We start from the raw sequence: 23455 nt of genomic DNA, 5'->3' as shown, positions 1-23455 counted from the left end.
TGGCGGGGCCGGCTGCATGGATTCCAAATTTACTAAAGCCAACCGCCTGCGGCATCGGTAGAATATAACAGTTAACCCCATAGGCATCAATTGAGAGTCAGTCCGTCTTTATGACGCATACAGCAGAAAATGAGCAGCATCAGGTCCGTTATCTGGAAGTGGATGTGGATCAAGCCGGCCAGCGAGTCGATAACTTTTTGCGCACTGCATTAAAAGGTGTGCCCAAGAGTATGATTTACAGGATTCTTCGCAAGGGCGAGATCCGTGTTAACAAGAAACGAGTAAAGCCGGACACTCGGCTGGAATCGGGTGATGTGGTACGCATACCACCGATCAGAACAGCGCAGCGTGGCGAGGCCGCCCCTGTCGGGCAAGGACTGGCAGATCATCTGGAAGAGGCCATTCTGTACGAAAGTGACAGCCTGTTAATCATTAACAAACCCACCGGGCTTGCTGTTCATGGCGGCAGCGGTGTTAGCGTTGGCCTGATTGAAGCCTTGCGGCAGGTGCGGCCAGATTGCCGTTTCCTCGAGCTGGTGCATCGGCTCGATCGCGATACATCAGGCTGCATCATGGTTGCCAAGAAGCGCAGCATGCTGCGCTACCTTCATGAAGCATTGAGAGAACGCAAGGTTCGCAAGATTTACCACGCGCTGGTGGTCGGCCGCTGGACGGCTCGCTGTAACCAGGTGGATGCCCCGCTACAGAGATTTGAACTCAAATCGGGGGAGCGCATGGTCAAAGTACACCCTGACGGCAAAGCTTCCATTACGTCGTTTAAGGTGTTGCAGCGCTTTGGGGATCTTGCGACTCTGGTGGAGGCAAGACCTCTGACAGGACGCACTCATCAAATCAGGGTTCACACGCAATTTGCAGGGCACCCGATAGTTGGTGACAGCAAGTATACTCCCGACGAGGATAACAGCGGCTTTCGTCAGCTTGGGTTGAGGCGCCTCATGCTGCATGCAGCCCGCCTTGAACTAACTCTGCCTGATGGTGACAAACTGCAGGTCGATGCGCCTCTGGACGAAGCGACAGCGACTTCGCTACAGCAACTCTCAGTTGTGCACCCGCAGTGATAAGGATGAAGCGAGTATGGATAAAGAACTGAAAGCGGCTCTTTTTGCTGCTGCCGATCGTTGTCTTCTGGCGGGTGAAGCGCCCACCCCGGAGCGTCTGAAAATTGACCTGGGGGAACAGTGCAACGCGGTACAGACAATTAACACGGGGCTGATTGAGTGGTGGCAGTTACTTCCAGCGCGTGTACGTCTTAGTGATACCAGTCCTCACATCCCCGATATGCCGGATGCGATGAAACAGACGTTCAGTAGAATTTGGCACCAGGCGGTACAGGAAGCCCACACCGAACTAAGCTTGCAGATGCAGCGCCCGGATCCTTCACTGGATCAGGCACAGCGTGCCTGTGACGACGCCTTGCGCCGTACTCAAGGTGAAGTAGGGGAGCTGGAAGCCCGTTACCGAGAACAGGGAGTCAAGCTCGACCAGGCGCGTGAGCAGACTCAGGCATTGGAAGCGGAAATTCAGGTACTGCGTCAGAACCTGGGTAACGAAACGACATTGCGAAAAAAGGAAGAGCAGCTGCGCTCCAATGCCGACCAGGAGTTGGCGCACCTTCGCAAGGCACACGAAGATGCCAAGCGTGTATTTGATCAGCGTATTCGTGATGAGCAGCGACACGGACTGGAAACGGTTGCCAAGGCTGAAGTTGATACCCGCTACTATCGCAACGCGCTTGAAAAACTGCGTGATGAATCCGGGCGCAGAGAAGGTGAGCTGACCCGAGATATACATGAGCTTCAGGGGCTGCTGGCACGACGCGATGTCAAAGTGGAAACCCAGACAACTCAAATCAAAAGTCAGGATGAGGAACTGCGCAAACTGAAGGCGCAGGATGTTCAGCAGCAGCGAGACTTCGCGCAGCTCAATGCGCAGCTTCTTACCGAGACCAACCGCAGCAAGCGTCTCGAAGAACGTGTACGGCAGCTTGAAGAAGAATTACAGCGACTGAACCAGAAGCAGGTTGGCCTTAACAGCGAGAGCGGCCGTCGCGAGAATCAGCTTCGCGGCCTGCTTAAAGAGAAAGAAGAGCAGCTGCTCCAGGCTCAAGGGCGTGCAGGAACACTGGAGAAACGAGTGGCGGGGCTGGAAGAGGAAAACAAACGCTTGAAAAATCGGGCCTGAAAGATAACCCTTGTATTCAAGGGGATTTTCTTCATTATTCTATAGTGTTATATTAAATAAATATCTAATAACTCCAAGGGTTTTTCGATGAAGCTGCAGCAGCTGCGTTACATCTGGGAGGTTGCTCATCACGATCTCAACGTCTCGGCAACGGCACAAAGCCTGTACACATCACAGCCGGGCATAAGCAAGCAAATTCGACTGCTTGAGGACGAGCTCGGGGTCGAAGTGTTTGCGCGCAGTGGCAAGCATCTGACCCGTGTAACCCCCGCTGGCGAAGCGATTCTTGCCATTGCGGGAGAAGTGCTGCAGAAGTGTGATGCAATTCGCCAGGTTGCTCAGGAGTTCAGTGACGAGAAAAAGGGCAAGCTGGAAATAGCAACCACTCATACGCAGGCTCGATACGCGCTGCCGGATACCATCCACGATTTCATCAAAATCTACCCTGATGTGTCCCTGCATATTCACCAGGGCACGCCTATGCAGATCTCTGAGATGGCCGCTGACGGCACGGCTGATTTTGCCATTGCAACTGAAGCCATGTCCCACTTCAGTGATCTGATTATGATGCCTTGTTACCGCTGGAATCGATCTGTTGTCGTACCAAAAGGGCATCCTCTGACAGAGCTGCCGGAGCTGACGCTTGAAGCACTCTCCGAATGGCCGTTGATTACCTATGTATTCGGTTTTACCGGTCGCTCAAAACTGGACGAGGCTTTCAGCAATCGTGGCCTGGAGCCCAAGGTGGTGCTGACCGCCGTTGATTCGGATGTAATTAAAACCTATGTACGTCTGGGCCTTGGGGTTGGCATCATCGCCACCATGGCATTTGAGGAAGGCAAAGATGAAGGCCTGGTCGCGCTCGATGCGAGCCATCTGTTTGAGCACAGCATCACCCGCATTGGCTTCCGCAAAGGGACTTTCCTGCGTGGCTACATGTACGACTTCATTCAAACCTTTGCACCTCATTTGACACCTGATCTGGTACGTCAGGTACAGGCGTGCAGCAACCGGCATGAGGTTGATGCGCTGTTTGAAGGCCTCAATCTGCCTGAGCATTAAGCGTAAAAGCCCGCTGTAACAGGCCTTGAGCATTGAAAGCCTCTGAATGACAGGGTAAATTGTGGAGCAATTTATTAACTGACTGGAGGCGTCCCGCGTGGAACTGGCTTGTCTTGACCTTGAAGGTGTATTGATTCCCGAAATCTGGATCGCATTTGCTGAAGAAACCGGTATCGAGGAACTTAAAGCCACCACCCGGGATATCCCGGATTACGACGTACTGATGAAGCAGCGTCTGCGCATTCTAGATGAGCATGGCCTTACTCTGCCTCAGATACAGGACACCATCAGCCGTCTGACTCCGCTTGAAGGAGCCCGTGAGTTTATCGATTGGCTGCGGGAGCGCTTCCAGGTGGTGATCCTGTCAGATACTTTCTATGAGTTTGCTGCTCCGTTGATGAAGCAGCTTGGCTACCCGGCTCTGCTTTGCCACAAGCTGGAAGTGAATGATGAAGGGCGCATCACCGACTACACGTTGCGCCAGCGCGACCCGAAGCGCCAGTCTGTACGTGCATTTCAACTGCTGAACTATCGTGTGATCGCAACCGGTGATTCCTACAATGATACGACCATGCTGACGCAGGCTGAGTCCGGTATCCTGTTCCACGCACCGGATAATGTCATCGCTGAGTTCCCACAATTCCCGGCTGTACATACCTACGAAGACCTGAAGCAGGCTTTTGTTGATGCCAGCGTACGTAACCTGACTGTCTAATGACTCGGCGACAGCAGCGGATGCTACAACAGAGGATAAGAGCATGAAGATGATAAGACCCAAACGCCTGCTTCTGGCCCTCGGTGTTGCAGTGCCTGTATCCCTGGTAGCAGCCGGTCTGCTGTCCTATCAACCACTGTCAGCTCCACTTGAACTGCGGTTGTCGGTGCCTGAAGTATCCGACCTTTCTTCTGCAGATGCTGAAGAGGTTAAGGATCTTGAGCCGGCTGACTTTGTCTATACCATTGAGCCTGGTGATACTCTCAGTACCATCTTTGAGATGCTGGGTATACCCCAGAAACATATGTATCAGGTACTCGAAAGTGATGTTTCGATTCTTGCTCTGGATACACTCAAGCCTGGTGATCAGTTGGCGTTCTGGCTTAATGAGGGGGCGCTGAGCAAGCTGGAATTGATCTTCAGCCCAGCCCACCAAGTGGTGTTCAGCCGTGTTGGTGATGAAACGTTTGAATATCACGAGAATTTGCTTGAAGGCGAGTGGAAAGAAGAGCTCATCGCGGGCGAAATCAACGGCAGCTTCTATGTGGCTGCCAAAAATGCAGGGCTCAATGCGCTTGAGGTTCAGCGCATCTCAAACCTGCTGCAAGACAAGATCAATTTCCGGCGCGACCTCCGTGCAGGCGACCTGTTTCAAGTCGTGCGTGCCGAGCAGTTCGTGAATGGCGAGCCGACAGGCAACTCACGACTGGAAGGGCTGCGGATTATCAACCGTGCGCGTGAATTGACCGCTTTCATGTTTGATGGCCATTACTATGATCTGAATGGCGAGAGTTTGGCGCGGGCATTCATGCGCTATCCCACTGAGCGCAAGTTTCGTCTCAGTTCGCCCTTCAACCCCAATCGCAAGCATCCTGTCACGGGGCGTGTTAGACCTCACAACGGTACCGACTTCGCGACTCCGATCGGTACCCCCATTCTGGCAACCGGGGATGGTGTGGTAACACGGGTGCAGAACCACCCCTACGCGGGTTTGTATATCGTGATTGAACACGGTCAAAAGTACCGTACCCGATACCTGCACTTGAGCAAATCGCTGGTCAGCAAGGGGCAGACTGTGAGTCGGGGGCAGAAAATCGCCCTGTCAGGAAACTCAGGGCGCTCTACCGGTCCGCATTTGCATTATGAGCTGCATATCAGCGGCCGTCCAGTTGATGCCATGCGTGCACCGATCCCTGTTGCCGAGGCTGTGGGTGACAAGGATCGTGTGGCGTTTAACGAGCTGCGCAATCGCATCTTGGCACAGATGGGGGAGAGCTAACCTCTCTCTCCCGTTTCCATTACTCAAACGGTTCTACAGTTGTTCCAGGGTCTGCAACAGGTTGTTGACCTTGTTATAGGATTCCTGATATTCGTCGTCGATATCCGAATCGGCGACAATTCCTCCCCCCGCCCAGCAATAAATCCTGTCTTTCTGTACCAGTAGCGTCCGAATGGTAATGCTGGTATCCATTGTGCCGCAGGCGCTGATGTAGCCAATCGAGCCGCAGTAAATGGAACGGCGCTGAGGTTCCAGCTCATCGATGATCTCCATGGCGCGAATCTTGGGGGCGCCGGTGATTGAGCCGCCCGGAAAGCAGTCTCTCAGCAGCTGAACTGCAGTCACACTTGGTCTCAATATACCGCAAACGCTGCTGACCATGTGGTGCACATTCGGATAGTGCTCGATGCTGAACAGCTCGGGCACGTTTACACTGCCAGGCAGGCAGCTTTTGCTCAAATCGTTGCGTAGCAAGTCTACGATCATCAGGTTTTCAGCACGGTCCTTGGGCGACTGCAGCAGTTGCTGTGCCAGATACTGGTCTTCGTCTGTGTTGGTTGCACGCGGTCGTGTACCCTTGATGGGGCGTGTTTCAATCTTGCCTTCACGAGAAGCCTCAAGGAAACGCTCGGGCGAAAGTGACAGAATCGTACCGTCGTTCGACTCAAGGAAGGCGGCGAAGGGAGTGGGGGCAGTTTTACGCAGGGCGCGATATGCCAACCAAGGGTCACCGCTGCAGGTGGCGGAGAAGCGCTGGGTAAAATTGATCTGATAGCAGTCACCCGCATGGATGTAGTCATCAATCCGATTCAGTGCCTGGCCATAGGTTGCACGGTCCATATTGCTGATAAACGCAGTTGTGAGTACAAACGGGTGTGCCTGCCGCACGCTGTCCGCCGTGAGATTCTGCGCGAGCCGCTGCTGGACCTGTTGCAGGCTGGTCTCATTCACTTTGGGGTGGTGCATCAGGCAGCTGCGCTGCAACTGATGGTCAATGACAACAGCCCAGAGATAACGGCCGACCCGCAGCCATGGGAAATTGATATCAGCCTGAGCCTTGCTGGGCAGCTGCTCAAGCGCACGTCCCAGATCATAGCTGAAGGTGCCGATAAAGCCGCCATTGAACGGTATATCCGGATCTGTCGTGGGTATTTCAATCTCTGCAAGCAGATTCTCAAGGCAAGCAAAGGGGTCGTCTTCCTTGGTGTCGAGGGCGATATCGTTTCGATTGATCTCCAGACCCTCGGGGCCAAAGCGGACTACGAGGTCGGGAGCGGCCGAAATGATATCGTAGCGTCCGCAGTGAGCGACGGGGTGTGAACTGTCAAGCAGGACAGGTTCGCCAAGATCACGCATGATCTCGAAGATCCGGTGTGCATCCAGCGGATAGGGTAGCGACTGATATTGAATCACCCTTGATCCTCACGCAAAAAGCTCATTTTACTCCTGTCCCCGGCGGGGGGCGAGTCCGTTGCCGCACATAGGTATAATTGCTTCATTGTGTAGTCAGGAGTTCAGCATGAAACACCCCTTCGTCATCAGTGAGCATCAACTGGTACTGCCGGATCAGCACCTTCATTACCGTCTGTACCGCAACCCAGTCCTGCACAATGGCCGCAAACTGCTTTTGATCCATGGTGCGGGTGTGGCAGGTGAAGACACCTGGCACATGCTGACCGCCTTTCTTGAGCACTGGCAGGAGATCCTCGTGCCGGATCTGCGCGGCGCAGGGCAAAGTGCATTCCCGGATGGGGGCGAGCACCCCTTTAGCGTGCAGACTTTGGTCAGTGACATGTCTGCGCTACTCGACCAGCTTGGGTGGTGGCAGTTCGACCTGGGAGGCTATTCCCTGGGTGGGCTCGTGAGCATGCTGCTCAAGCAGCGTTACCCAGATCGTGTCGGCAAACAGTTTTTACTGGAGTCGGCTGTGCTGGATCGGCCCGACTGGGTCAGCACCATTGAGTTGCGACAGCGCTATTCGAGCGCGGCCGTGCATTTGCGCTCTGATGACCGGGAGCAGGGGATACGTCAATTCCTCGACACTATTTCACCGAACCGCAAGGCAAGTGCGCAAACAGAATCGGTTGCAGTCAGTCGATTGGCGCGTCGGCCGCTGGGCTTTGCTCATGCATTGGACGCCGTAACGGCTGCTATCAACAGTATCGACCGTGATGCGCTACTGGCATCTCAAGGGGATGTGAGTAGCTTTATCGGAGGGTTGAGTGTGGAGTTGATGCATCAGCTGCATTTGACTCTGGCTGAACAGATGCCCAATTGGCACTACTTTATGGTGCCAGGAACCGATCATTCATTACCGTTCCAGAAGCCACGACAGATCGCCCGCATCATGAATGCGGAACTCGCACGCTACCTGTGCGAATGCTGAGGGAAAGCCCCTAGACTTTTGTCTGATGTTGACAATTTTTCAGCCAGATCAGGTTGACGCCCCTTTTTGGCATGGGTATCGTTGCTTCTGAAAATATTGTCGACAATCTTGATCAGGGGTTGTAGCTGACGTGAGTGAAGAAATCGGGTATCCGAAAGTGGTGCCGCTTGAACCGGAAGCCCGTACGCTGGCTGACCGAGTGTGCCGCCAGATCGTGACGGCCATTGTGAAGGGTGAAATTCCGCCCGGTCACAAGATCAGCGAGCCCGAGCTGGCCAGAACCTATGGTATCAGCCGCGGCCCGTTGCGCGAAGCCATTCGCCGCCTTGAAGGCTGGCGCCTGGTTGAGCGCAAGGCGCATGTAGGGGCTCGGGTGGTTAAGCTGAGTGCGCACGAGTTGATCGAGATTTACCGCGTTCGCGAAGCGCTGGAAGGCATGGCATGCCGACAGGCCGCCAAGAACATGACAGATGCCGAGATCGAGAGTCTGAAGCGCCTGCTGGATGAGCATGAAGCCTCCATTGAGCAACGCGAAGGCCGCTCCTACTTCCAGAAGGAGGGTGATCTCGATTTCCATTACCGAATTGTACAGGGCAGCAAGAACTCCAAACTGCTGGAGCTTCTGGGTGACGACCTGTACCACCTGGTACGTATGTACCGTTATCAATTCAGTGTGTCCAGCTCGCGCCCCAAGCGTGCCCTCAAGGAGCATCGTCAGATTATCGATGCAATCGAGGCACGAGATGAGGAGCTGGCCGAGATGCTGATGCGTCGTCATATCAGTGCCGCACGCCGCAACATCGAAGACAAACTGGATACAGTGACCAAACCTGAAGGGGATAAACATGGCTGAGAAAATGACTGCGGGTGCGCGCTTCCGTAAAGCGCTGGCTGAGAACCAGCCGCTGCAGATCGTTGGTACCGTCAACGCTTACAATGCAATGATGGCTACACGAGTGGGACACCAGGCGATCTACCTGTCCGGTGGTGGTGTTGCCAACGCTTCTTACGGCCTGCCTGATCTGGGCATGACCTCAATGAACGATGTGCTGGAAGATGTATGTCGCATCACCAGTGCCGTCGATACACCACTGATGGTTGATATCGATACCGGCTGGGGTGGCGCATTCAACATCGCCCGTACCGTAAAAGAGATGATCAAGGGTGGCGCTGCGGCCGTTCATATCGAAGACCAGGTTGCGCAGAAGCGCTGTGGCCACCGTCCCAACAAGGAGATCGTATCCCTTGAAGAGATGGTTGATCGTGTCAAGGCAGCCGTTGATGCCCGTACCGATGATGATTTCTTCATCATGGCACGCACTGATGCGTTCCAGATGGAAGGGCTGAATGCCGCTGTTGAGCGTGCCCAGGCCTGCCTGGAAGCCGGTGCCGATGCGATTTTTGCCGAAGCCGTACACACGCTGGATGACTACCGTGCCTTCTCCAACGGCATCAACGGTTCTCACTTGCTGGCGAACATCACCGAGTTTGGTGCCACGCCGCTGTTCAACAAGAAAGAGCTGGGTGAGGCTGGTGCCACTATGGTGCTGTACCCGCTGTCAGCCTTCCGTGCCGCCAACAAGGCTGCACTGAATGTATACGAACACCTGCTGAAAGATGGCGACCAGAAAGCGGTTGTCGACACCATGCAGACCCGCATGGAACTGTACGATTTCCTCAACTACCACGACTTTGAGCAGAAGCTGGATGCGCTGTTCAAAGAAGGCAAAAACAAATAAGAATCACGGTATCGGGAGGTCTGACCTCCCGACAACAGATTGAAGGAGAGACAGATGGCAGAAGCAAAGAAACTCGGCGGTGCCGGTCTGCGTGGACAGTCCGCTGGTGAAACCGCTCTGTGTACCGTTGGTAAAAGCGGTGCCGGCCTGACCTACCGCGGCTATGACATCAAGGAGCTGGCTGACAAGGCCCAGTTTGAAGAAGTGGCTTATCTGCTGCTGTACGGAAAACTGCCGAACCAGGCAGAACTCGACGGCTACAAGGCGAAACTGAAGGGTATGCGTGGTTTGCCGGATGCACTGAAAACCGTGCTGGAGCAGATCCCCAAGGATGCGCACCCGATGGATGTAATGCGCACCGGTTGTTCAATGTTGGGGAATCTGGAAACCGAGCAGGACTTCTCCGAGCAGCACGATCATATCGACCGCATGCTGGCCGCCTTCCCGTCGATCATCAACTACTGGTACAACTTTGCCCACCACGGCAAGCGCATCAACACCGAAACCGACGCTGACTCAATTGGCGAGCACTTCCTCTGGACTCTGCACGACAAGAAGCCCGAGCCGCTGCACGTCAAGGTGATGCATGCATCCCTGATCCTCTACGCTGAGCATGAGTTTAACGCGTCCACCTTTACCGCTCGCGTATGTGCCTCCACCCTGTCTGACATCCACAGCTGTGTAACTGCGGCTATCGGCTCTCTGCGTGGCCCGCTGCACGGTGGTGCCAACGAAGCCGCCATGGCGATGATCGAAAACTGGAAGTCCGCTGACGAAGCGGAAGAGGCGATCATGGGCATGCTGGCACGCAAGGACAAGATCATGGGCTTCGGTCATGCGATCTACCGTGACTCCGATCCGCGTAACGCCATCATAAAGGAGTGGTCACAGAAACTGGCCGAGCAGGTGGGTGATACCGTGCTGTACCCGGTTTCCGAGCGTGTTGAAGCGGTTATGTGGCGCGAGAAGAAACTGTTCTGTAACGCCGACTTCTTCCACGCGTCTGCCTATCACTTCATGGGTATCCCGACCGAGCTGTTCACGCCGATCTTCGTGTGTTCGCGTGTAGCCGGCTGGACAGCGCATGTGATGGAGCAGCGTGCCAATAACCGCATTATCCGTCCGTCCGCTGACTACACAGGTCCCGAGTCGGCCGAATGGGTTGCGATCGAAGACCGTCCCTGATCAGGCTGTCTGATCGTCCCTGGTTGCAGCGGTCTGCGTCCGCAGCCGCTGCCATATGCCCCTGAATACATCGATGGACACCAGTCATATGAACACTCAATACCGTAAATCACTTGCGGGCACCGGTCTGGACTATTTCGACACCCGCGCGGCGGTCGATGCCATTGCACCGGGTGCTTACGCCACTCTGCCATATACCTCGCGTGTACTGGCCGAACAGCTGGTACGCCGCTGTGAGCCCGAAGCACTGACCGATTCACTGAAGCAGCTGATTGAGCGCAAGCGCGACCTGGATTTTCCCTGGTATCCGGCACGCGTGGTTTGCCACGACATTCTGGGTCAGACAGCATTGGTTGATCTGGCCGGTCTGCGTGATGCCATTGCCGAGAAGGGCGGTGATCCTGCCAAGGTCAACCCGGTTGTACCGACCCAGTTGATCGTTGACCACTCGCTGGCCGTTGAGGCAGCCGGCTTCGATCCGGACGCGTTCGAGAAGAACCGCGCCATCGAAGACCGTCGCAATGAAGACCGCTTCCACTTCATCGAATGGACCAAAACCGCATTCAAGAACGTGGATGTGATCCCGGCCGGTAACGGCATCATGCACCAGATCAACCTGGAGAAGATGTCCCCGGTGATTCAGGCCCGTGATGGTGTTGCCTTCCCGGATACCTGTGTCGGTACCGACTCCCACACCCCGCACGTGGACGCGCTGGGCGTCATCGCCATCGGTGTGGGTGGCCTGGAAGCCGAAACTGTAATGCTGGGTCACCCGTCCATGATGCGTCTGCCGGATATCGTCGGCGTCGAACTGACCGGCAAACGCAAGCCGGGCATCACCGCAACCGATATCGTACTGGCTATCACCGAATTCCTGCGTAAGGAACGTGTGGTTGGGGCCTACCTGGAGTTCTTCGGTGAAGGTGCTGACAGCCTGACTATCGGTGACCGTGCCACCATCTCCAACATGACACCGGAATACGGTGCCACTGCGGCGATGTTCTACATCGATGGGCAGACTATCGATTATCTGAAGCTGACTGGACGTGAGCCTGAACAGGTAGCCCTGGTGGAGCAGTATGCCAAGGAAACCGGTCTTTGGGCTGATGACCTGAAAACCGCCCAGTACGAGCGTGTGCTGAGCTTTGATCTGTCTACAGTTGAACGCAACCTGGCCGGTCCGTCCAACCCGCACCGTCGCCTCCCGACCGCTGCTCTGCACGAGCGTGGCATTGCCGATGAAGACAAGCTGGCGGCAGCCCGTGCTGAAGAGGCTGAAGGCAAGCTGCCGGACGGCGCTGTGATCATTGCGGCAATTACGTCATGTACCAACACGTCTAACCCGCGTAACGTGGTGGCAGCCGGTCTGCTGGCCAAGAAAGCCAACGAGCTGGGTTTGATCCGCAAGCCTTGGGTGAAGTCTTCTTTTGCACCGGGCTCCAAAGTGGCTCGTCTGTACCTGGAAGAGGCTGGATTGCTGTCGGAACTGGAAAAGCTGGGCTTCGGTATCGTGGCCTATGCCTGCACCACCTGCAACGGCATGTCCGGTGCACTGGATCCGAAGATTCAGCAGGAGATCATCGATCGCGATCTGTACGCGACTGCTGTTCTTTCCGGTAACCGTAACTTCGATGGTCGCATTCATCCATACGCCAAGCAGGCGTTCCTGGCGTCTCCGCCGCTGGTTGTGGCCTACGCCATCGCCGGTACCGTTCGCTTCGATATCGAGAAAGATGCGCTGGGCACCGACCAAAACGGCAACCCGGTCACATTGAAGGATCTGTGGCCGTCGGACGAAGAGATTGATGAGATTGTAGCCAAATCGGTGAAGCCGGAGCAGTTCAAGCAGGTCTACATTCCGATGTTCGATCTGGGTCAGGTCGAGGAAGCGGAAGGCCCGCTCTACGACTGGCGTGAGATGTCCACATACATTCGCCGCCCGCCGTACTGGGAAGGTGCGCTGGCCGGTGAGCGTACCCTGACTGGTATGCGTCCGTTGGCGGTGTTGCCTGACAACATCACCACCGACCACTTGTCACCCTCCAACGCCATCATGATGGACAGTGCGGCTGGTGAATACCTGCACAAGATGGGAGTGCCGGAGGAGGACTTCAACTCATACGCAACGCACCGTGGTGACCACCTGACGGCGCAGCGTGCAACCTTTGCCAACCCGAAACTGATCAACGAGATGGCCATCGTCGACGGTGAGGTCAAGCAAGGATCGCTGGCGCGTGTTGAGCCTGAAGGCAAAGTCATGCGGATGTGGGAAGTGATTGAAGCCTACATGCAGCGCAAGCAGAACCTGATCATCGTGGCCGGTGCTGACTACGGTCAGGGCTCGTCCCGTGACTGGGCGGCCAAGGGCGTGCGTCTGGCGGGTGTTGAAGCGATTGTGGCCGAAGGCTTCGAGCGTATTCACCGTACCAACCTCGTGGGCATGGGTGTGTTGCCGCTGCAGTTCCGTGAAGGCGAAACCCGTCACACCTACGGCATCGATGGTACCGAAACCTACGATGTGAAAGGCGAGATCGCACCGGGTGCCACCCTGACGCTGGTGATCAACCGTCGCAACGGTGAAAGCGTTGAAGTGCCGGTGATCTGTCGTCTAGATACCGCTGCCGAAGTGGAAACCTACAAGGCCGGTGGTGTGCTGCAGCGCTTTGCCAAGGAGTTCCTGGAAGCGGAAGGCGCTGCCTGATTCCGGACTCTGTAACCGCTCGGGTCATTTTGATGGCCCGCGCATTTCCCGGACTTGATATTGAATCCGTGCCGGGATGTAACTGCAACGGACACGCCGTAAACCCATCCATGGGGGCTCGATGGCGCCATCCTTGGCGCCACACGGTCCGTTGCAGCCACACCCCGCCATTCGTTCTCGTCTCTCGACAGTATTCCAAGCCCGGCAACCGACTTATTTTGGAGCATCTCAATGTCCAGTGTTCCCCAGATTAAAATTCCGGCCACTTATATCCGTGGCGGTACCTCCAAGGGTGTTTTCTTCAACCTGACCGACCTGCCTGAAGCAGCTCAGGTACCGGGCGAAGCCCGTGACAAGATCCTGCAACGCGTTATTGGCAGCCCCGATCCCTACGGCCAGCAGATTGACGGCATGGGCGGTGCTACGTCCAGCACCTCCAAAACCGTCATTCTGGCCAAAAGTGAACAGCCCGATCACGACGTGGACTATTTGTTTGGACAGGTCGCGATCAACAAGGCGTTCGTCGACTGGTCCGGCAACTGTGGCAACTTGACCGCTGCGGTGGGGGCTTTTGCCATCAGCAAAGGGCTGGTTGACCCTGAGCGCGTGCCGGAAAACGGTATCTGCACCGTGCGCATCTGGCAGAAGAACATCCAGAAAACCATTATCGCCCATGTGCCGATCACCAACGGTGAGGTACAGGAAACCGGTGATTTCGAACTGGATGGCGTAACCTTCCCGGCAGCCGAGGTAGTGATCGAGTTCATGGACCCCGCCGATGGCGAAGGCTCCATGTTCCCGACCGGTAACGTGGTCGATGAGCTGGAGGTACCGGGGGTGGGTACCTTCAAGGCCAGTATGATCAATGCCGGCATCCCCACCATCTTCGTCAACGCGGCCGATATCGGTTACACCGGTACCGAACTGCAGAAAGACATCAATGGCGATGCCGAGGCACTGGCCCGGTTTGAGACCATGCGTGCCTATGGTGCAGTCAAGATGGGCCTGATCAAGGATATCGAAGAGGCCGTTGCCCGCCAGCATACTCCGAAGATCGCTTTTGTGGCACCGGCGACCGATTATGAAGCTTCCAGCGGCAAGCAGATCAAGGCCAGCGATATTGATGTATGTGTGCGTGCGCTCTCCATGGGCAAGCTGCATCATGCCATGATGGGCACCGCATCTGTTGCAATTGCCACCGCTGCAGCCGTACCCGGCACGCTGGTTAACCTGGCTGCCGGCGGTGTTGACCGAGACGCTGTGACCTTCGGCCATCCGTCCGGTACCCTGCGAGTGGGTGCCGCAGCTGAACAGGTTAACGGTGAATGGACGGCCACCAAAGCGGTCATGAGCCGCAGTGCCCGAGTGTTGATGGAAGGCTGGGTTAGAATTCCGGGCGATACCTTCTAGCAGCCATTTCACTGTGATCTGATACAACAACGCCCGCCTTTTACAGCGCGGGCGTTTTATTATTGGATGAATATAAGCTTAAGCGAGACAGTATTTGCTTGACTGGCGTACAATCAGACTTCTAAACCAGCAGTACATGGATTGGTCATGCCACCCCTGCATCGTCCCCACAAACCCATTTCCAGTCGAGTTGTTTTTTTGGCTGCACTCCTCCTGGTCATTGCCGGGCTGGCGGTGACGGAATATGTTGTCCGAATGGCGGAACAGCGGGTGGCTCAGGTCAGGACCATCGAAGCAACAGCGATTCTGGCACAGATGCGAGCGCAGCTAGAAAGCGAAATCAATTCTGTCCTTTATCTCTCCCGAGGACTGATAAGCTACGTGGCTGTTCAGCCTGCCTATGACCCTGATCGCTGGCGTGAGCTGGCGGCTGAAGTGGCTCACGATTCGACGCTTTTGCGCAATATCGGTTTGGCGCCTGATAACGTGATGCGTTTTGTTTATCCGCTTGAAGGTAATGAGCAGGCCCTGGGGCTTGATTACCGCAACACACCTGAGCAATGGCCGGCTGTTGAACGTGCCATTTCAAGCGGAAAGTTGAACCTGGCAGGACCATTCGAGCTGAAACAGGGCGGTGTCGGCATTGTTGCTCGCAGCCCGATTTATTTCATGGATGACGGAAAGAAGCGCTACTGGGGGCTGGCATCCATCGTTATAGATTTCCCACGTCTGCTTGAGCAGGCCAGGGTGAGTGCTCATGTTGAGGGCTTTGATATAGCGATCAGGGGGCGAGATGGTTTGGGTGCCAAAGGCGCGGTGTTTTTTGGGCTTGCCAAGGTGTTTGAAGACCCTGTAGTTGAAATGACGGTTCATTTCCCCAACGGCAGCTGGGTAATGGCTGCGCGCTCAAGCCCGGGTGTTTCAACGCCTGTTATTGTTATCCGACTTGCCGCATGGTTGCTGATCATGATTCTGGCAGGCCTGTTTCTGTTGCTGTTCCGCCTTTATCGCTTTGCCCACGAGCAGTCTGTATCCGACCCGCTCACCGGTCTGGCCAATCGACGGCTGCTGCTGGGGCGTGCAGAGTGCCTTGCCCAATTGTACTCACGCACAGGGCAGGGGTTTGCACTTTTCTTTGTCGATCTGAACCGGTTCAAGCAGGTGAATGACCGGTTCGGTCACCATGTGGGTGATCAGCTATTGATCGAAGCGGCCAACCGGTTGAGTCAAAGTGTCCGACAGTCCGATACGCTGGCTCGCAACGGGGGCGATGAATTCATTTTGCTTCAGCCGGGGGTCAATGCCGGCGATGCATCGACTATAGCATCGAAGCTTGAGGCGATGATGGACCGGCCATTTATGATTGAGGGGCATTCGTTGCAGATTTCGGCCAGTGTGGGCTGCGCGGTGTTCCCGCAGGATGTGAATAATGTGGAGGCCGTGATCAATTTGGCTGACAGCCGGATGTACGAGCGTAAACAGGAAAAACGAAAACGGGCCCGCCAGAGCTGAACTCTGGCGGGAGGGATATACTCAGCGCTGGCTCAGGACCGGCTTGAGTTTCTCGTTCATGGTGCGCAGGCTGTCTTCGGTGGTTTTCCAGTCGATGCAGGCATCAGTAACGGATACGCCATACTTCAGCTCAGACAGATCCTGAGGAATGGACTGGTTGCCCCACTCCAGGTTGCTTTCGATCATCAGGCCAACAATTGACTGGTTGCCTTCCAGAATCTGGTTGGCCACGTTGTCTGCCACCAGCGGTTGCAGCGCCGGGTCCTTGCTGGAGTTGGCATGACTGCAGTCGATCATGATGTTGGCTTTCTGTCCGGCTTTTTCCAGCGCCTGCTCACACAGTTTTACACTGACAGAATCATAGTTGGGTTTGCCGTCGCCGCCGCGCAGTACGACATGTCCATAACGGTTGCCACGGGTACGCACGATCGATACCTGGCCGTCGCCATTCATGCCCAGAAAGCTGTGAGGATGGCTGACCGACTTCATGGCATTTACCGCCACATCCAGACCACCATCGGTACCGTTCTTGAACCCCACGGCACAGGAGAGACCGGATGACATTTCGCGGTGGGTCTGAGATTCCGTGGTACGGGCGCCAATAGCAGACCAGCTGATCAAGTCCTGCATATACTGAGGGCTGTTGGGGTCCAGAGCTTCTGTTGCCAGCGGCAGGCCCATTTCAGCCAGATCCAGCAGCAACTTTCGACCAATATGGAGTCCTTCCTCGATATCAAAGGAGTCGTTCATGTGTGGGTCGTTGATCAGGCCTTTCCAGCCCACGGTGGTGCGAGGTTTTTCAAAGTAGACACGCATAACCAGATACAGAGTGTCCTTGACCTCTTCGGCCAGCACCTTGAGACGGCGGCCATACTCCAGAGCTGCTTCAGGGTCATGGATCGAGCAGGGGCCAACGACCATAAACAGGCGATTGTCCTTGCGATCGAGTATGTCCTTGATTACCTGGCGGCCCTGCATCACGCTGGCGGCAGCGGTTTCCGTCAGGGGCAGACGAGCCTTGAGCTCTTCCGGCGTTACCAGAGGGGTGTTGGATTCAATATTAAGGTCTTCTACACGTGTATCGGTCATCGTTAAGTCCTGACAGCGGCTGGAATGCTGAAAATACGGCGCCCGGCGCCGATCTCAGCTAGTTTTACCATATCGCTGCAGTGGTTATAAGTGCCTTTAGGTTGTAGTTGTACTCACTTGTTCAGGTGTCAGTGATAAACTTGCTTTTTTGCGATGAACGTTCAGACCCTGTCAGGGTCACAATTCACATCTCATTGACCGATAAAGGAATTCAGCCTTGTATCCCGCTCTGTCAAAACCCCTGTATCTGCTTTTGACCTTGCTGCTGGCGCTGCCGTCAGCTGCCAACGCATTCAGCTTTGGCTCATCCAGTAATGAGCCACTGCCGGTCGAACAGGCATTTCAGCTGCGCAGTGAGCTGGGCAATGCAGGTGAAATTAAGCTGGTGTGGGACGTACAACCGGACTACTACCTCTACCGTGACAAGATCGAGATCGGTCTGCCAGATCATCTGCAACTGGTCGACCGGCGTGATGTGAGTGGTGAAATGAAAGAGGACCCGTTGTTTGGGCGGGTGGAGGTCTATCACAACACTGCACAGGTTGATTTGTTGCTGGGCCATCAGATGGGTAAGGCTGATGCGGGCACTCTCAATGTCACCTATCAAGGGTGCTGGGAAGGCGGCGTCTGTTATCCGCCCGTAACCGAGCAGCTGGATGTGAACAACTTGCCGGCAGCAGCGGGTCTTGCCTGGGCTGAGTCGTCAGCTGTGGCATCGGTACCTGCCACGGCCCAGGCTGACCAGCCCTTTGTCAGTGAGCAGGATCAGTTCGCGGGCCTTTTGGCCAGTGGCAACTGGCTCCTGATGCTTGGAGCCTTTTTCCTTGCCGGCCTGGCACTGTCGTTTACGCCCTGTGTCTTGCCGATGATTCCGATACTGTCTGGAATTATCGCGGGGCAGGGGCATCATGTCAGTACTCTGCGCGCCTTTATGCTGTCGCTGGTTTATGTGCTGGCAATGGCGCTGACCTATACCCTGGCCGGCGTTCTCGCGGGCCTGTTTGGGGCCAATCTGCAGGCAAGCTTTCAGAATCCGTGGATTATCGGCAGCTTCAGCGCTGTTTTTGTGTTGCTGGCCCTGTCGATGTTCGGCTTTTATGAATTGCAGCTGCCCTCGGCACTTCAGAGCCGTGTCAGTACAGTCAGTCATCGCCAGAAGGGCGGTACCCTTACAGGGGTGGCCGTAATGGGTCTGCTGTCAGCGTTGATCGTCGGCCCGTGCATGGCGGCCCCGCTGGCCGGTGCGTTGATCTATATTGGCCAGAGCGGTGATCCTGTATTGGGTGGTGCTGCATTGTTCGCGCTGTCGCTGGGTATGGGCGTACCTTTGCTGCTGGTGGGCGCGTCTGCCGGCAAGTTGCTTCCAAGAGCCGGTGTCTGGATGGAAAGTGTCAAGGCTGGGTTTGGTGTCATTCTGTTGTTGATGGCGGTCTGGATGCTGGATCGGGTGGTTGCCACCGAAGTAACTATGTTGTTGGCCGGTCTGATTCTGGTAATCAGTGCCGTTTATCTGCGCGCATTGGACAAACTGCCGGAACACGGCAATGGCTGGCATCGCTTCTGGAAAGGGGTGGGGCTGATCCTGCTGGTATACGGCGCTGCGCTGCTGATCGGAGTCATGGCGGGTAATCGCAGCCTGCTGTATCCACTGCAGGGAATTGTCGGCGGTGGGGCCCAGGCGCAGCAGAGGGCTGAGCTGCCCTTCACCACGATCAAAACCGAGTCTGAGCTGGATGCGATTCTGCAGCAGGCTCAGGCCAACGGCCAGCCTGTGATGCTGGACTTCTATGCGGACTGGTGTATCGCCTGTATCGAACTGGAGCATGTCACCTTCAGCGATGCAGGTGTACAGAGGGCCTTGACTCCGTTCCGGTTGGTCAAGCTGGATCTGACCGCACACAATGACGAGGCACGTGCCCTGTACAAACGATTCGGAATCATCGGTCCACCGGCACTGGTTTTTTACGATGCAAATGGTGAGGTACGCCCCGATCTGACTTTAATCGGTGTGATCGATCCTGAAGATTTCATCGCTCAGACCGGCCGGGTCACATTCTGAGACGTAAACAGTAAAGCGCCGAAGCTTTTTCGGCGCTTTACTGATGGTGTGTCAGCTCTGCAGCTCAGGCAAGTCGCAGAACAGCTCCAGCGCCTCGGGGTTGGCCAGCGCATCCTTGTTTTTGACCTCTTCTCCCAATACCACCTTGCGCACAGCCAACTCAACAATTTTGCCGCTGATGGTGCGCGGAATGTCCGTTACTTGTATCACCTTGGCGGGAACGTGACGGGGGGTGGTGTTGGCCCGAATGGTATCCCTGATCCGCTTGATCAGCTCATCGGTGAGGTTGAAACCTTCCTTGAGTCGCACAAACAGGACGACCCGAACATCATTGTCCCAAGGCTGGCCGATACAAAGGCTTTCCAGTACTTCGTCCACCTTTTCAACCTGACGATAGATTTCGGCCGTGCCGATGCGAACACCACCGGGGTTAAGCACGGCATCGGAGCGCCCATGAATGATCAGACCATCATGTTCGGTAATCTCGCCGTAGTCACCGTGCGCCCAGATGTTGTCGAACTGGCCAAAATAGGCATCATGGTATTTCTGACCATCCTCGTCATTCCAGAACCCGATTGGCATGGATGGGAAGGGGCGGGTGCAGACCAGCTCGCCCTTTTCACCGCGCACAGGTTTGCCGTTGTCATCAAAGATCTCGACCGCCATGCCAAGGCCTCGACACTGCAGTTCACCCGCGTAGACCGGACGGATAGGGCAGCCCAGCGCAAAGCAGGAGACGATGTCGGTGCCGCCTGAAATGGATGACAGCTGGAGTTCATGCTTGATGTCACGATAGACATATTCAAAACTTTCATGTGCCAGTGGCGAGCCGGTCGACAGCACTGAACGCAGTTTTTCCAGGTTATGGCTCTCACGAGGTTTAACGCCGGCTTTCTCAAGCGCTGCAATATATTTTGCACTGGTGCCAAATACCGTGATCCCTTCCTGTTCGGCGATATCCCAGAGAATGGAAGGTTGGGGAGCAAAGGGCGAGCCGTCGAACAGCATCAGGGTACAACCGGTTGCAAGCCCGGATACCAGCCAGTTCCACATCATCCAGCCACAGGTGGTGTAGTAGAACAGGCAGTCGTCACGGCCCACATCCGTATGCAGGATATGCTCTTTCAAGTGCTGAATCAGGGTGCCACCGGCGCTGTGTACGATGCACTTGGGTACACCGGTTGTGCCTGATGAGTACATCACATACAGGGGGTGGTCGAACGGCAATGGCTCAAACTCGATTTCACTCGCTTGCGCGTCGATAAAGTCAGGCAGCAGTACCGCACGATCAAGGCCGCTGATATCGGGCGTGGCTTCAAGGAAGGGGACTACAACTATTTTTTCAACCGAATGCAGTTGATCAGCGATCCCCTGTACCCGCTCCAGACTGTTGAGCCGCTTGCCGTTGTAGCGATAGCCATCCGTTGTCAGCAGGATTTTCGGCTCAACTTGACCAAAACGGTCCAGTACGCCATTGATGCCGAAATCCGGTGAGCAGGAGCTCCATATTGCGCCAATGGAGGCGGTTGCCAACATGCCGATCAGGGTTGCCGGAATGTTGGGCATGAAGCCTGAGACGCGGTCACCTCGAGTAACCCCCTCGCGCCGCAAAGCACTCGCCAGTTGTGCCACCTGAAGGTAAAGTTCGGCATGACTCAATTCTATCCGGGTGTCGTCCTCGCCGCGGAAAATAACAGCTGGTCGTTGATCCCGGTAGCGCAGCAGGTTTTGGGCAAAATTCAGTCGCGCATCAGGAAACCAGCGAGCACCGGGCATGCGTTCAGGATGCTCCAGCACACGGTTCCCCTTGTCACCGATAATCCCGGCGTAATCCCACAGGTCACTCCAGAAAGTCTCGCTGTGCTCAGTACTCCACTGATGCAGGGCTTGATAGTTGTTCAGATCGAGCTGATGGCGCTGGTTCAGAGTCTGCATGAAATCATAAAGGCGGGTAGCCCGGCAGCGTGCCTCATCGGGTGCCCAGAGTGGCTCAGTCATCGACCTCTCCTGATTGTTCTCTTGTTGTTATGGTGAGTCGGCTGTATGCACGAAACAGAAGCAGGCAGCCGAAAGTTTACGTTAACGTAAACTTTCATGGATCTGCCGGTTTTAGTCAAGGGGGTAGGGGTTATTGCTGAATGGTTTAGCGCAGGTATTCGCGGCTTATTTCGCGGAAGGTGTCGGTTCCGGCACGGCGCAACCACTCAAAGGCGACCATTTCACGGGTGACTACATAAATGCCGCACTGACGGAATCGCGCCAGAGCAGCCGCCTTGTCGGCCGGTGAACGAGATGACACACAGTCCTCAACCACATAGACCTCACGTGCCTGCTGCTTCAGTTCAATGGCGGTTTGCAGCACGCACACGTGGGTTTCCATGCCGATCAGGATCACCTGGTTGTGTTTGCCGGCATTGATGCGGCGGTTGGGCTCGGGGTCGGACATGGCCGAAAAGTGAATTTTCTCCATCACGTTTTCAGGCGGCAGAATCGCCTGAAGTTGTGGCAGTGTGGCACCCAACCCCTGCGGGTACTGCTCGGTGGTCAAGACAGGCACTTCAAGCCGGTTGGCAATATTGATCAGCCATTCGCAGTTGCTGACAATCTGGTCAGCTTCATGGATAACCGGCGCCATGCGCTGCTGGATGTCGATCACCAGCAGGCAGGATTTGTCAGGATGAATCAGCATGATGTCTCCTCGCTGCGTTTTTGTTGCAGCATAGCGGCTGCAATGATTTTAGGGAAACCGGATGGATCAATTCAGCGTTGTCGATATGGCATCTTGGCAGGGATGTGGTAGCCTGCCGAGCCATTAATGCTGATAATCACAACAAAACAGTAGCCATGGAGTCTGTTATGAAAGTCTATTCCATTGACGGCATTACCCCGGTGATTGATCCAACGGCCTATGTACACCCGACTGCTGTACTGATTGGGGATGTAATCATTGGTCCGCGCTGTTACGTGGGGCCGGCGGCTTGTTTGCGCGGTGACTTTGGTCGCCTGGTGCTGAAAGAGGGTGCCAACATTCAGGATACCTGTGTCATGCACGGTTTCCCCGGTACCGATACCGTGATCGAAGAGGATGGGCATATTGGTCACGGGGCTGTGCTGCACGGTTGCGTCATCAAGCGTAACGCACTGGTTGGGATGAATGCCGTGATCATGGATGATGCAGTGGTTGGCGAGTCCGCGATTGTGGCTGCCATGTCATTCGTAAAGGCCAAGTTCGAAGTTCCGGCACGTACACTGGTGGCAGGATCACCTGCGCGCATTATTCGTGAGCTGAGCGATGAAGAAATTGAGTGGAAGGGAATGGGCACGCGCCAGTACCAGGACCTGACCATCCGTAGCCTGAATACCATGCAGGAGGTGGAACCGCTCACAGAGGTTGAGCCTGATCGCAAGCGACTCAGCTTTGATGACAGTGTCATTCCGTTGTCTGAACTCAAACAGCGCTCAGCCCGGGATTGAGTGACAGGATACGCCGCAAGTCAGGACTGCGGCGTATCATCCTTGTCTGAATCCTTGTCACCGGTATAGAACTGCGGCCAGTAGCGTTGAACCACTGGCCCGTGGGTATCAAAGCTGTGGCAGGTGTTCAGTGTTGGCGGAGGTGTTTCGCCACCAATGCCAAAATCCTCCCGTTTTTCGCGCTCCTGATGGGTGGTCTGGTAGGCGGTGGTTGCCATGGTGCCTAGCATCTCCAGCAGATGGGTGCAGCCCTGAGTTCCACCCAACAAGTCACGGGTCAGACGAGTAAAGCCAGGTGCAATCCGGTGACCGATCAGGCGGCGAAAATTGTCGGCGATACTCGGGCAATGCTTGAATGGCGTGTAGTCCATGCTGGCCTGAACGTCATGAATCAGCAGGTCGTAATCAACGGTCAGCCGCAGTGCCATCTTGTGAAGTGGCTCTCCGGTGGGAATGATGCCATCGTTGCGCTCAATAACCTGCAGGTCAAAGCTCTTCAGGTCTACCAGCTCGCCCTCCACGTCCCATAGTCCATCTCTGCGCTTGTAGCCTTTGCAGGTAATATAACGGGTGTGCAGCAGTTCACGGTCTTCAGCAGGGGGCAGGGGCATCGTTCGTCACTCGGTTTGCTGGCCAGGCGGC

At 55.5% G+C, this 23455-nt stretch carries 19 protein-coding genes; 14 read left to right on the top strand and 5 right to left on the bottom strand.

The window, feature by feature from the left end:
• Positions 1-110 precede the first annotated feature (110 nt).
• The 5 genes from rluC (at position 111) to ACAM29_RS05715 (ending at position 5258) form a co-directional block, all read left to right on the top strand.
• On the top strand, positions 111-1079 hold the full coding sequence (gene rluC, locus ACAM29_RS05735; RefSeq protein ID WP_369623493.1) for a 23S rRNA pseudouridine(955/2504/2580) synthase RluC: 969 nt from the start codon (positions 111-113) through the stop codon (positions 1077-1079).
• A gap of 16 nt (positions 1080-1095) precedes the next feature.
• Positions 1096-2202 (top strand): DNA-binding protein, encoded by a 1107-nt coding sequence (locus ACAM29_RS05730; RefSeq protein ID WP_369623492.1) that lies wholly within the window; start codon positions 1096-1098, stop codon positions 2200-2202.
• An 87-nt stretch (positions 2203-2289) separates the two neighbouring features.
• Positions 2290-3264 (top strand): HTH-type transcriptional regulator CysB, encoded by a 975-nt coding sequence (cysB, locus tag ACAM29_RS05725; protein ID WP_091824311.1) that lies wholly within the window; start codon positions 2290-2292, stop codon positions 3262-3264.
• Between the two features lie 97 nt (positions 3265-3361).
• Complete coding sequence (gene thrH / locus ACAM29_RS05720) at positions 3362-3979, top strand: bifunctional phosphoserine phosphatase/homoserine phosphotransferase ThrH (RefSeq protein ID WP_091824308.1); 618 nt, start codon at positions 3362-3364, stop codon at positions 3977-3979.
• A gap of 43 nt (positions 3980-4022) precedes the next feature.
• On the top strand, positions 4023-5258 hold the full coding sequence (locus tag ACAM29_RS05715) for a peptidoglycan DD-metalloendopeptidase family protein (protein ID WP_354407499.1): 1236 nt from the start codon (positions 4023-4025) through the stop codon (positions 5256-5258).
• A gap of 33 nt (positions 5259-5291) precedes the next feature.
• Here the strand turns inward: ACAM29_RS05715 and pabB are convergent, their stop codons facing one another.
• Complete coding sequence (gene pabB / locus ACAM29_RS05710) at positions 5292-6671, bottom strand: aminodeoxychorismate synthase component I (protein ID WP_369623491.1); 1380 nt, start codon at positions 6669-6671, stop codon at positions 5292-5294.
• Positions 6672-6777: 106 nt separating this feature from the next.
• Between pabB and ACAM29_RS05705 the strand changes: the two genes are divergently transcribed.
• The 7 genes from ACAM29_RS05705 (at position 6778) to ACAM29_RS05675 (ending at position 16191) form a co-directional block, all read left to right on the top strand.
• The gene (locus ACAM29_RS05705) at positions 6778-7644 is read left to right on the top strand and encodes an alpha/beta fold hydrolase (protein WP_369623490.1); all 867 of its coding nucleotides are present in this window, start codon (positions 6778-6780) and stop codon (positions 7642-7644) included.
• Positions 7645-7774: 130 nt separating this feature from the next.
• Positions 7775-8497, top strand: coding sequence for a GntR family transcriptional regulator (locus ACAM29_RS05700; protein WP_206841446.1), 723 nt, complete (start codon positions 7775-7777; stop codon positions 8495-8497).
• Entirely contained in the window at positions 8490-9383 is an 894-nt protein-coding gene (gene prpB / locus ACAM29_RS05695) for a methylisocitrate lyase (RefSeq protein WP_206841449.1), read from the top strand. The genes ACAM29_RS05700 and prpB overlap by 8 nt, the downstream gene beginning before the upstream one ends.
• 54 nt (positions 9384-9437) lie before the next feature.
• On the top strand, positions 9438-10568 hold the full coding sequence (prpC, locus tag ACAM29_RS05690; protein WP_206841451.1) for a 2-methylcitrate synthase: 1131 nt from the start codon (positions 9438-9440) through the stop codon (positions 10566-10568).
• A gap of 88 nt (positions 10569-10656) precedes the next feature.
• Complete coding sequence (gene acnD, locus ACAM29_RS05685) at positions 10657-13269, top strand: Fe/S-dependent 2-methylisocitrate dehydratase AcnD (protein WP_369623489.1); 2613 nt, start codon at positions 10657-10659, stop codon at positions 13267-13269.
• A 231-nt stretch (positions 13270-13500) separates the two neighbouring features.
• Positions 13501-14679 (top strand): 2-methylaconitate cis-trans isomerase PrpF, encoded by a 1179-nt coding sequence (gene prpF, locus ACAM29_RS05680; protein ID WP_369623488.1) that lies wholly within the window; start codon positions 13501-13503, stop codon positions 14677-14679.
• Positions 14680-14877: 198 nt separating this feature from the next.
• On the top strand, positions 14878-16191 hold the full coding sequence (locus ACAM29_RS05675) for a diguanylate cyclase (protein WP_369623487.1): 1314 nt from the start codon (positions 14878-14880) through the stop codon (positions 16189-16191).
• A 21-nt stretch (positions 16192-16212) separates the two neighbouring features.
• On the opposite strand, the gene ACAM29_RS05670 is transcribed toward ACAM29_RS05675, so the two are convergent.
• Positions 16213-17280 carry a 3-deoxy-7-phosphoheptulonate synthase gene (locus ACAM29_RS05670; protein WP_206841460.1) on the bottom strand — a complete coding sequence of 356 codons (1068 nt, stop codon included), beginning with the start codon at positions 17278-17280 and terminating at the stop codon, positions 16213-16215.
• Positions 17281-17497: 217 nt separating this feature from the next.
• Here ACAM29_RS05670 and dsbD point away from each other — a divergent pair, with 217 nt between their 5' ends.
• Positions 17498-19339, top strand: coding sequence for a protein-disulfide reductase DsbD (gene dsbD / locus ACAM29_RS05665; protein ID WP_354407484.1), 1842 nt, complete (start codon positions 17498-17500; stop codon positions 19337-19339).
• A gap of 51 nt (positions 19340-19390) precedes the next feature.
• Here the strand turns inward: dsbD and ACAM29_RS05660 are convergent, their stop codons facing one another.
• Together ACAM29_RS05660 and ACAM29_RS05655 are read right to left on the bottom strand one after the other, a co-directional pair.
• Positions 19391-21337 (bottom strand): acetoacetate--CoA ligase, encoded by a 1947-nt coding sequence (locus tag ACAM29_RS05660; protein WP_369623486.1) that lies wholly within the window; start codon positions 21335-21337, stop codon positions 19391-19393.
• A gap of 145 nt (positions 21338-21482) precedes the next feature.
• Positions 21483-22028: a hydrolase gene (locus tag ACAM29_RS05655; protein WP_091824275.1), complete on the bottom strand. Its 546-nt coding sequence runs from the start codon at positions 22026-22028 to the stop codon at positions 21483-21485.
• 167 nt (positions 22029-22195) lie between these two features.
• Between ACAM29_RS05655 and paaY the strand changes: the two genes are divergently transcribed.
• On the top strand, positions 22196-22813 hold the full coding sequence (gene paaY, locus ACAM29_RS05650) for a phenylacetic acid degradation protein PaaY (protein WP_091824272.1): 618 nt from the start codon (positions 22196-22198) through the stop codon (positions 22811-22813).
• Positions 22814-22833: 20 nt separating this feature from the next.
• Here the strand turns inward: paaY and ACAM29_RS05645 are convergent, their stop codons facing one another.
• Complete coding sequence (locus ACAM29_RS05645) at positions 22834-23424, bottom strand: DUF2889 domain-containing protein (RefSeq protein ID WP_206841467.1); 591 nt, start codon at positions 23422-23424, stop codon at positions 22834-22836.
• Positions 23425-23455: the final 31 nt, after the last annotated feature.

The organism is Marinobacterium sp. BA1 (assembly GCF_041155135.1).
Classification (GTDB): domain Bacteria; phylum Pseudomonadota; class Gammaproteobacteria; order Pseudomonadales; family Balneatricaceae; genus Marinobacterium; species Marinobacterium iners.
This window is presented reverse-complemented; position numbering and strand designations above follow the sequence as displayed.

What these genes read in the sequence shown, in the direction of transcription:
- ACAM29_RS05730 (WP_369623492.1), top strand. Translation starts at nt 1,096, where the DNA reads ATGGATAAAGAACTGAAAGCGGCTCTTTTTGCTGCTGCCGATCGTTGT.
- ACAM29_RS05645 (WP_206841467.1), bottom strand. Translation starts at nt 23,424, where the DNA reads ATGCCCCTGCCCCCTGCTGAAGACCGTGAACTGCTGCACACCCGTTAT.
- ACAM29_RS05670 (WP_206841460.1), bottom strand. Translation starts at nt 17,280, where the DNA reads ATGACCGATACACGTGTAGAAGACCTTAATATTGAATCCAACACCCCT.
- prpB (WP_206841449.1), top strand. Translation starts at nt 8,490, where the DNA reads ATGGCTGAGAAAATGACTGCGGGTGCGCGCTTCCGTAAAGCGCTGGCT.
- prpC (WP_206841451.1), top strand. Translation starts at nt 9,438, where the DNA reads ATGGCAGAAGCAAAGAAACTCGGCGGTGCCGGTCTGCGTGGACAGTCC.
- ACAM29_RS05715 (WP_354407499.1), top strand. Translation starts at nt 4,023, where the DNA reads ATGAAGATGATAAGACCCAAACGCCTGCTTCTGGCCCTCGGTGTTGCA.
- paaY (WP_091824272.1), top strand. Translation starts at nt 22,196, where the DNA reads ATGAAAGTCTATTCCATTGACGGCATTACCCCGGTGATTGATCCAACG.
- acnD (WP_369623489.1), top strand. Translation starts at nt 10,657, where the DNA reads ATGAACACTCAATACCGTAAATCACTTGCGGGCACCGGTCTGGACTAT.
- ACAM29_RS05655 (WP_091824275.1), bottom strand. Translation starts at nt 22,028, where the DNA reads ATGCTGATTCATCCTGACAAATCCTGCCTGCTGGTGATCGACATCCAG.
- rluC (WP_369623493.1), top strand. Translation starts at nt 111, where the DNA reads ATGACGCATACAGCAGAAAATGAGCAGCATCAGGTCCGTTATCTGGAA.
- ACAM29_RS05660 (WP_369623486.1), bottom strand. Translation starts at nt 21,337, where the DNA reads ATGACTGAGCCACTCTGGGCACCCGATGAGGCACGCTGCCGGGCTACC.
- cysB (WP_091824311.1), top strand. Translation starts at nt 2,290, where the DNA reads ATGAAGCTGCAGCAGCTGCGTTACATCTGGGAGGTTGCTCATCACGAT.
- ACAM29_RS05705 (WP_369623490.1), top strand. Translation starts at nt 6,778, where the DNA reads ATGAAACACCCCTTCGTCATCAGTGAGCATCAACTGGTACTGCCGGAT.
- prpF (WP_369623488.1), top strand. Translation starts at nt 13,501, where the DNA reads ATGTCCAGTGTTCCCCAGATTAAAATTCCGGCCACTTATATCCGTGGC.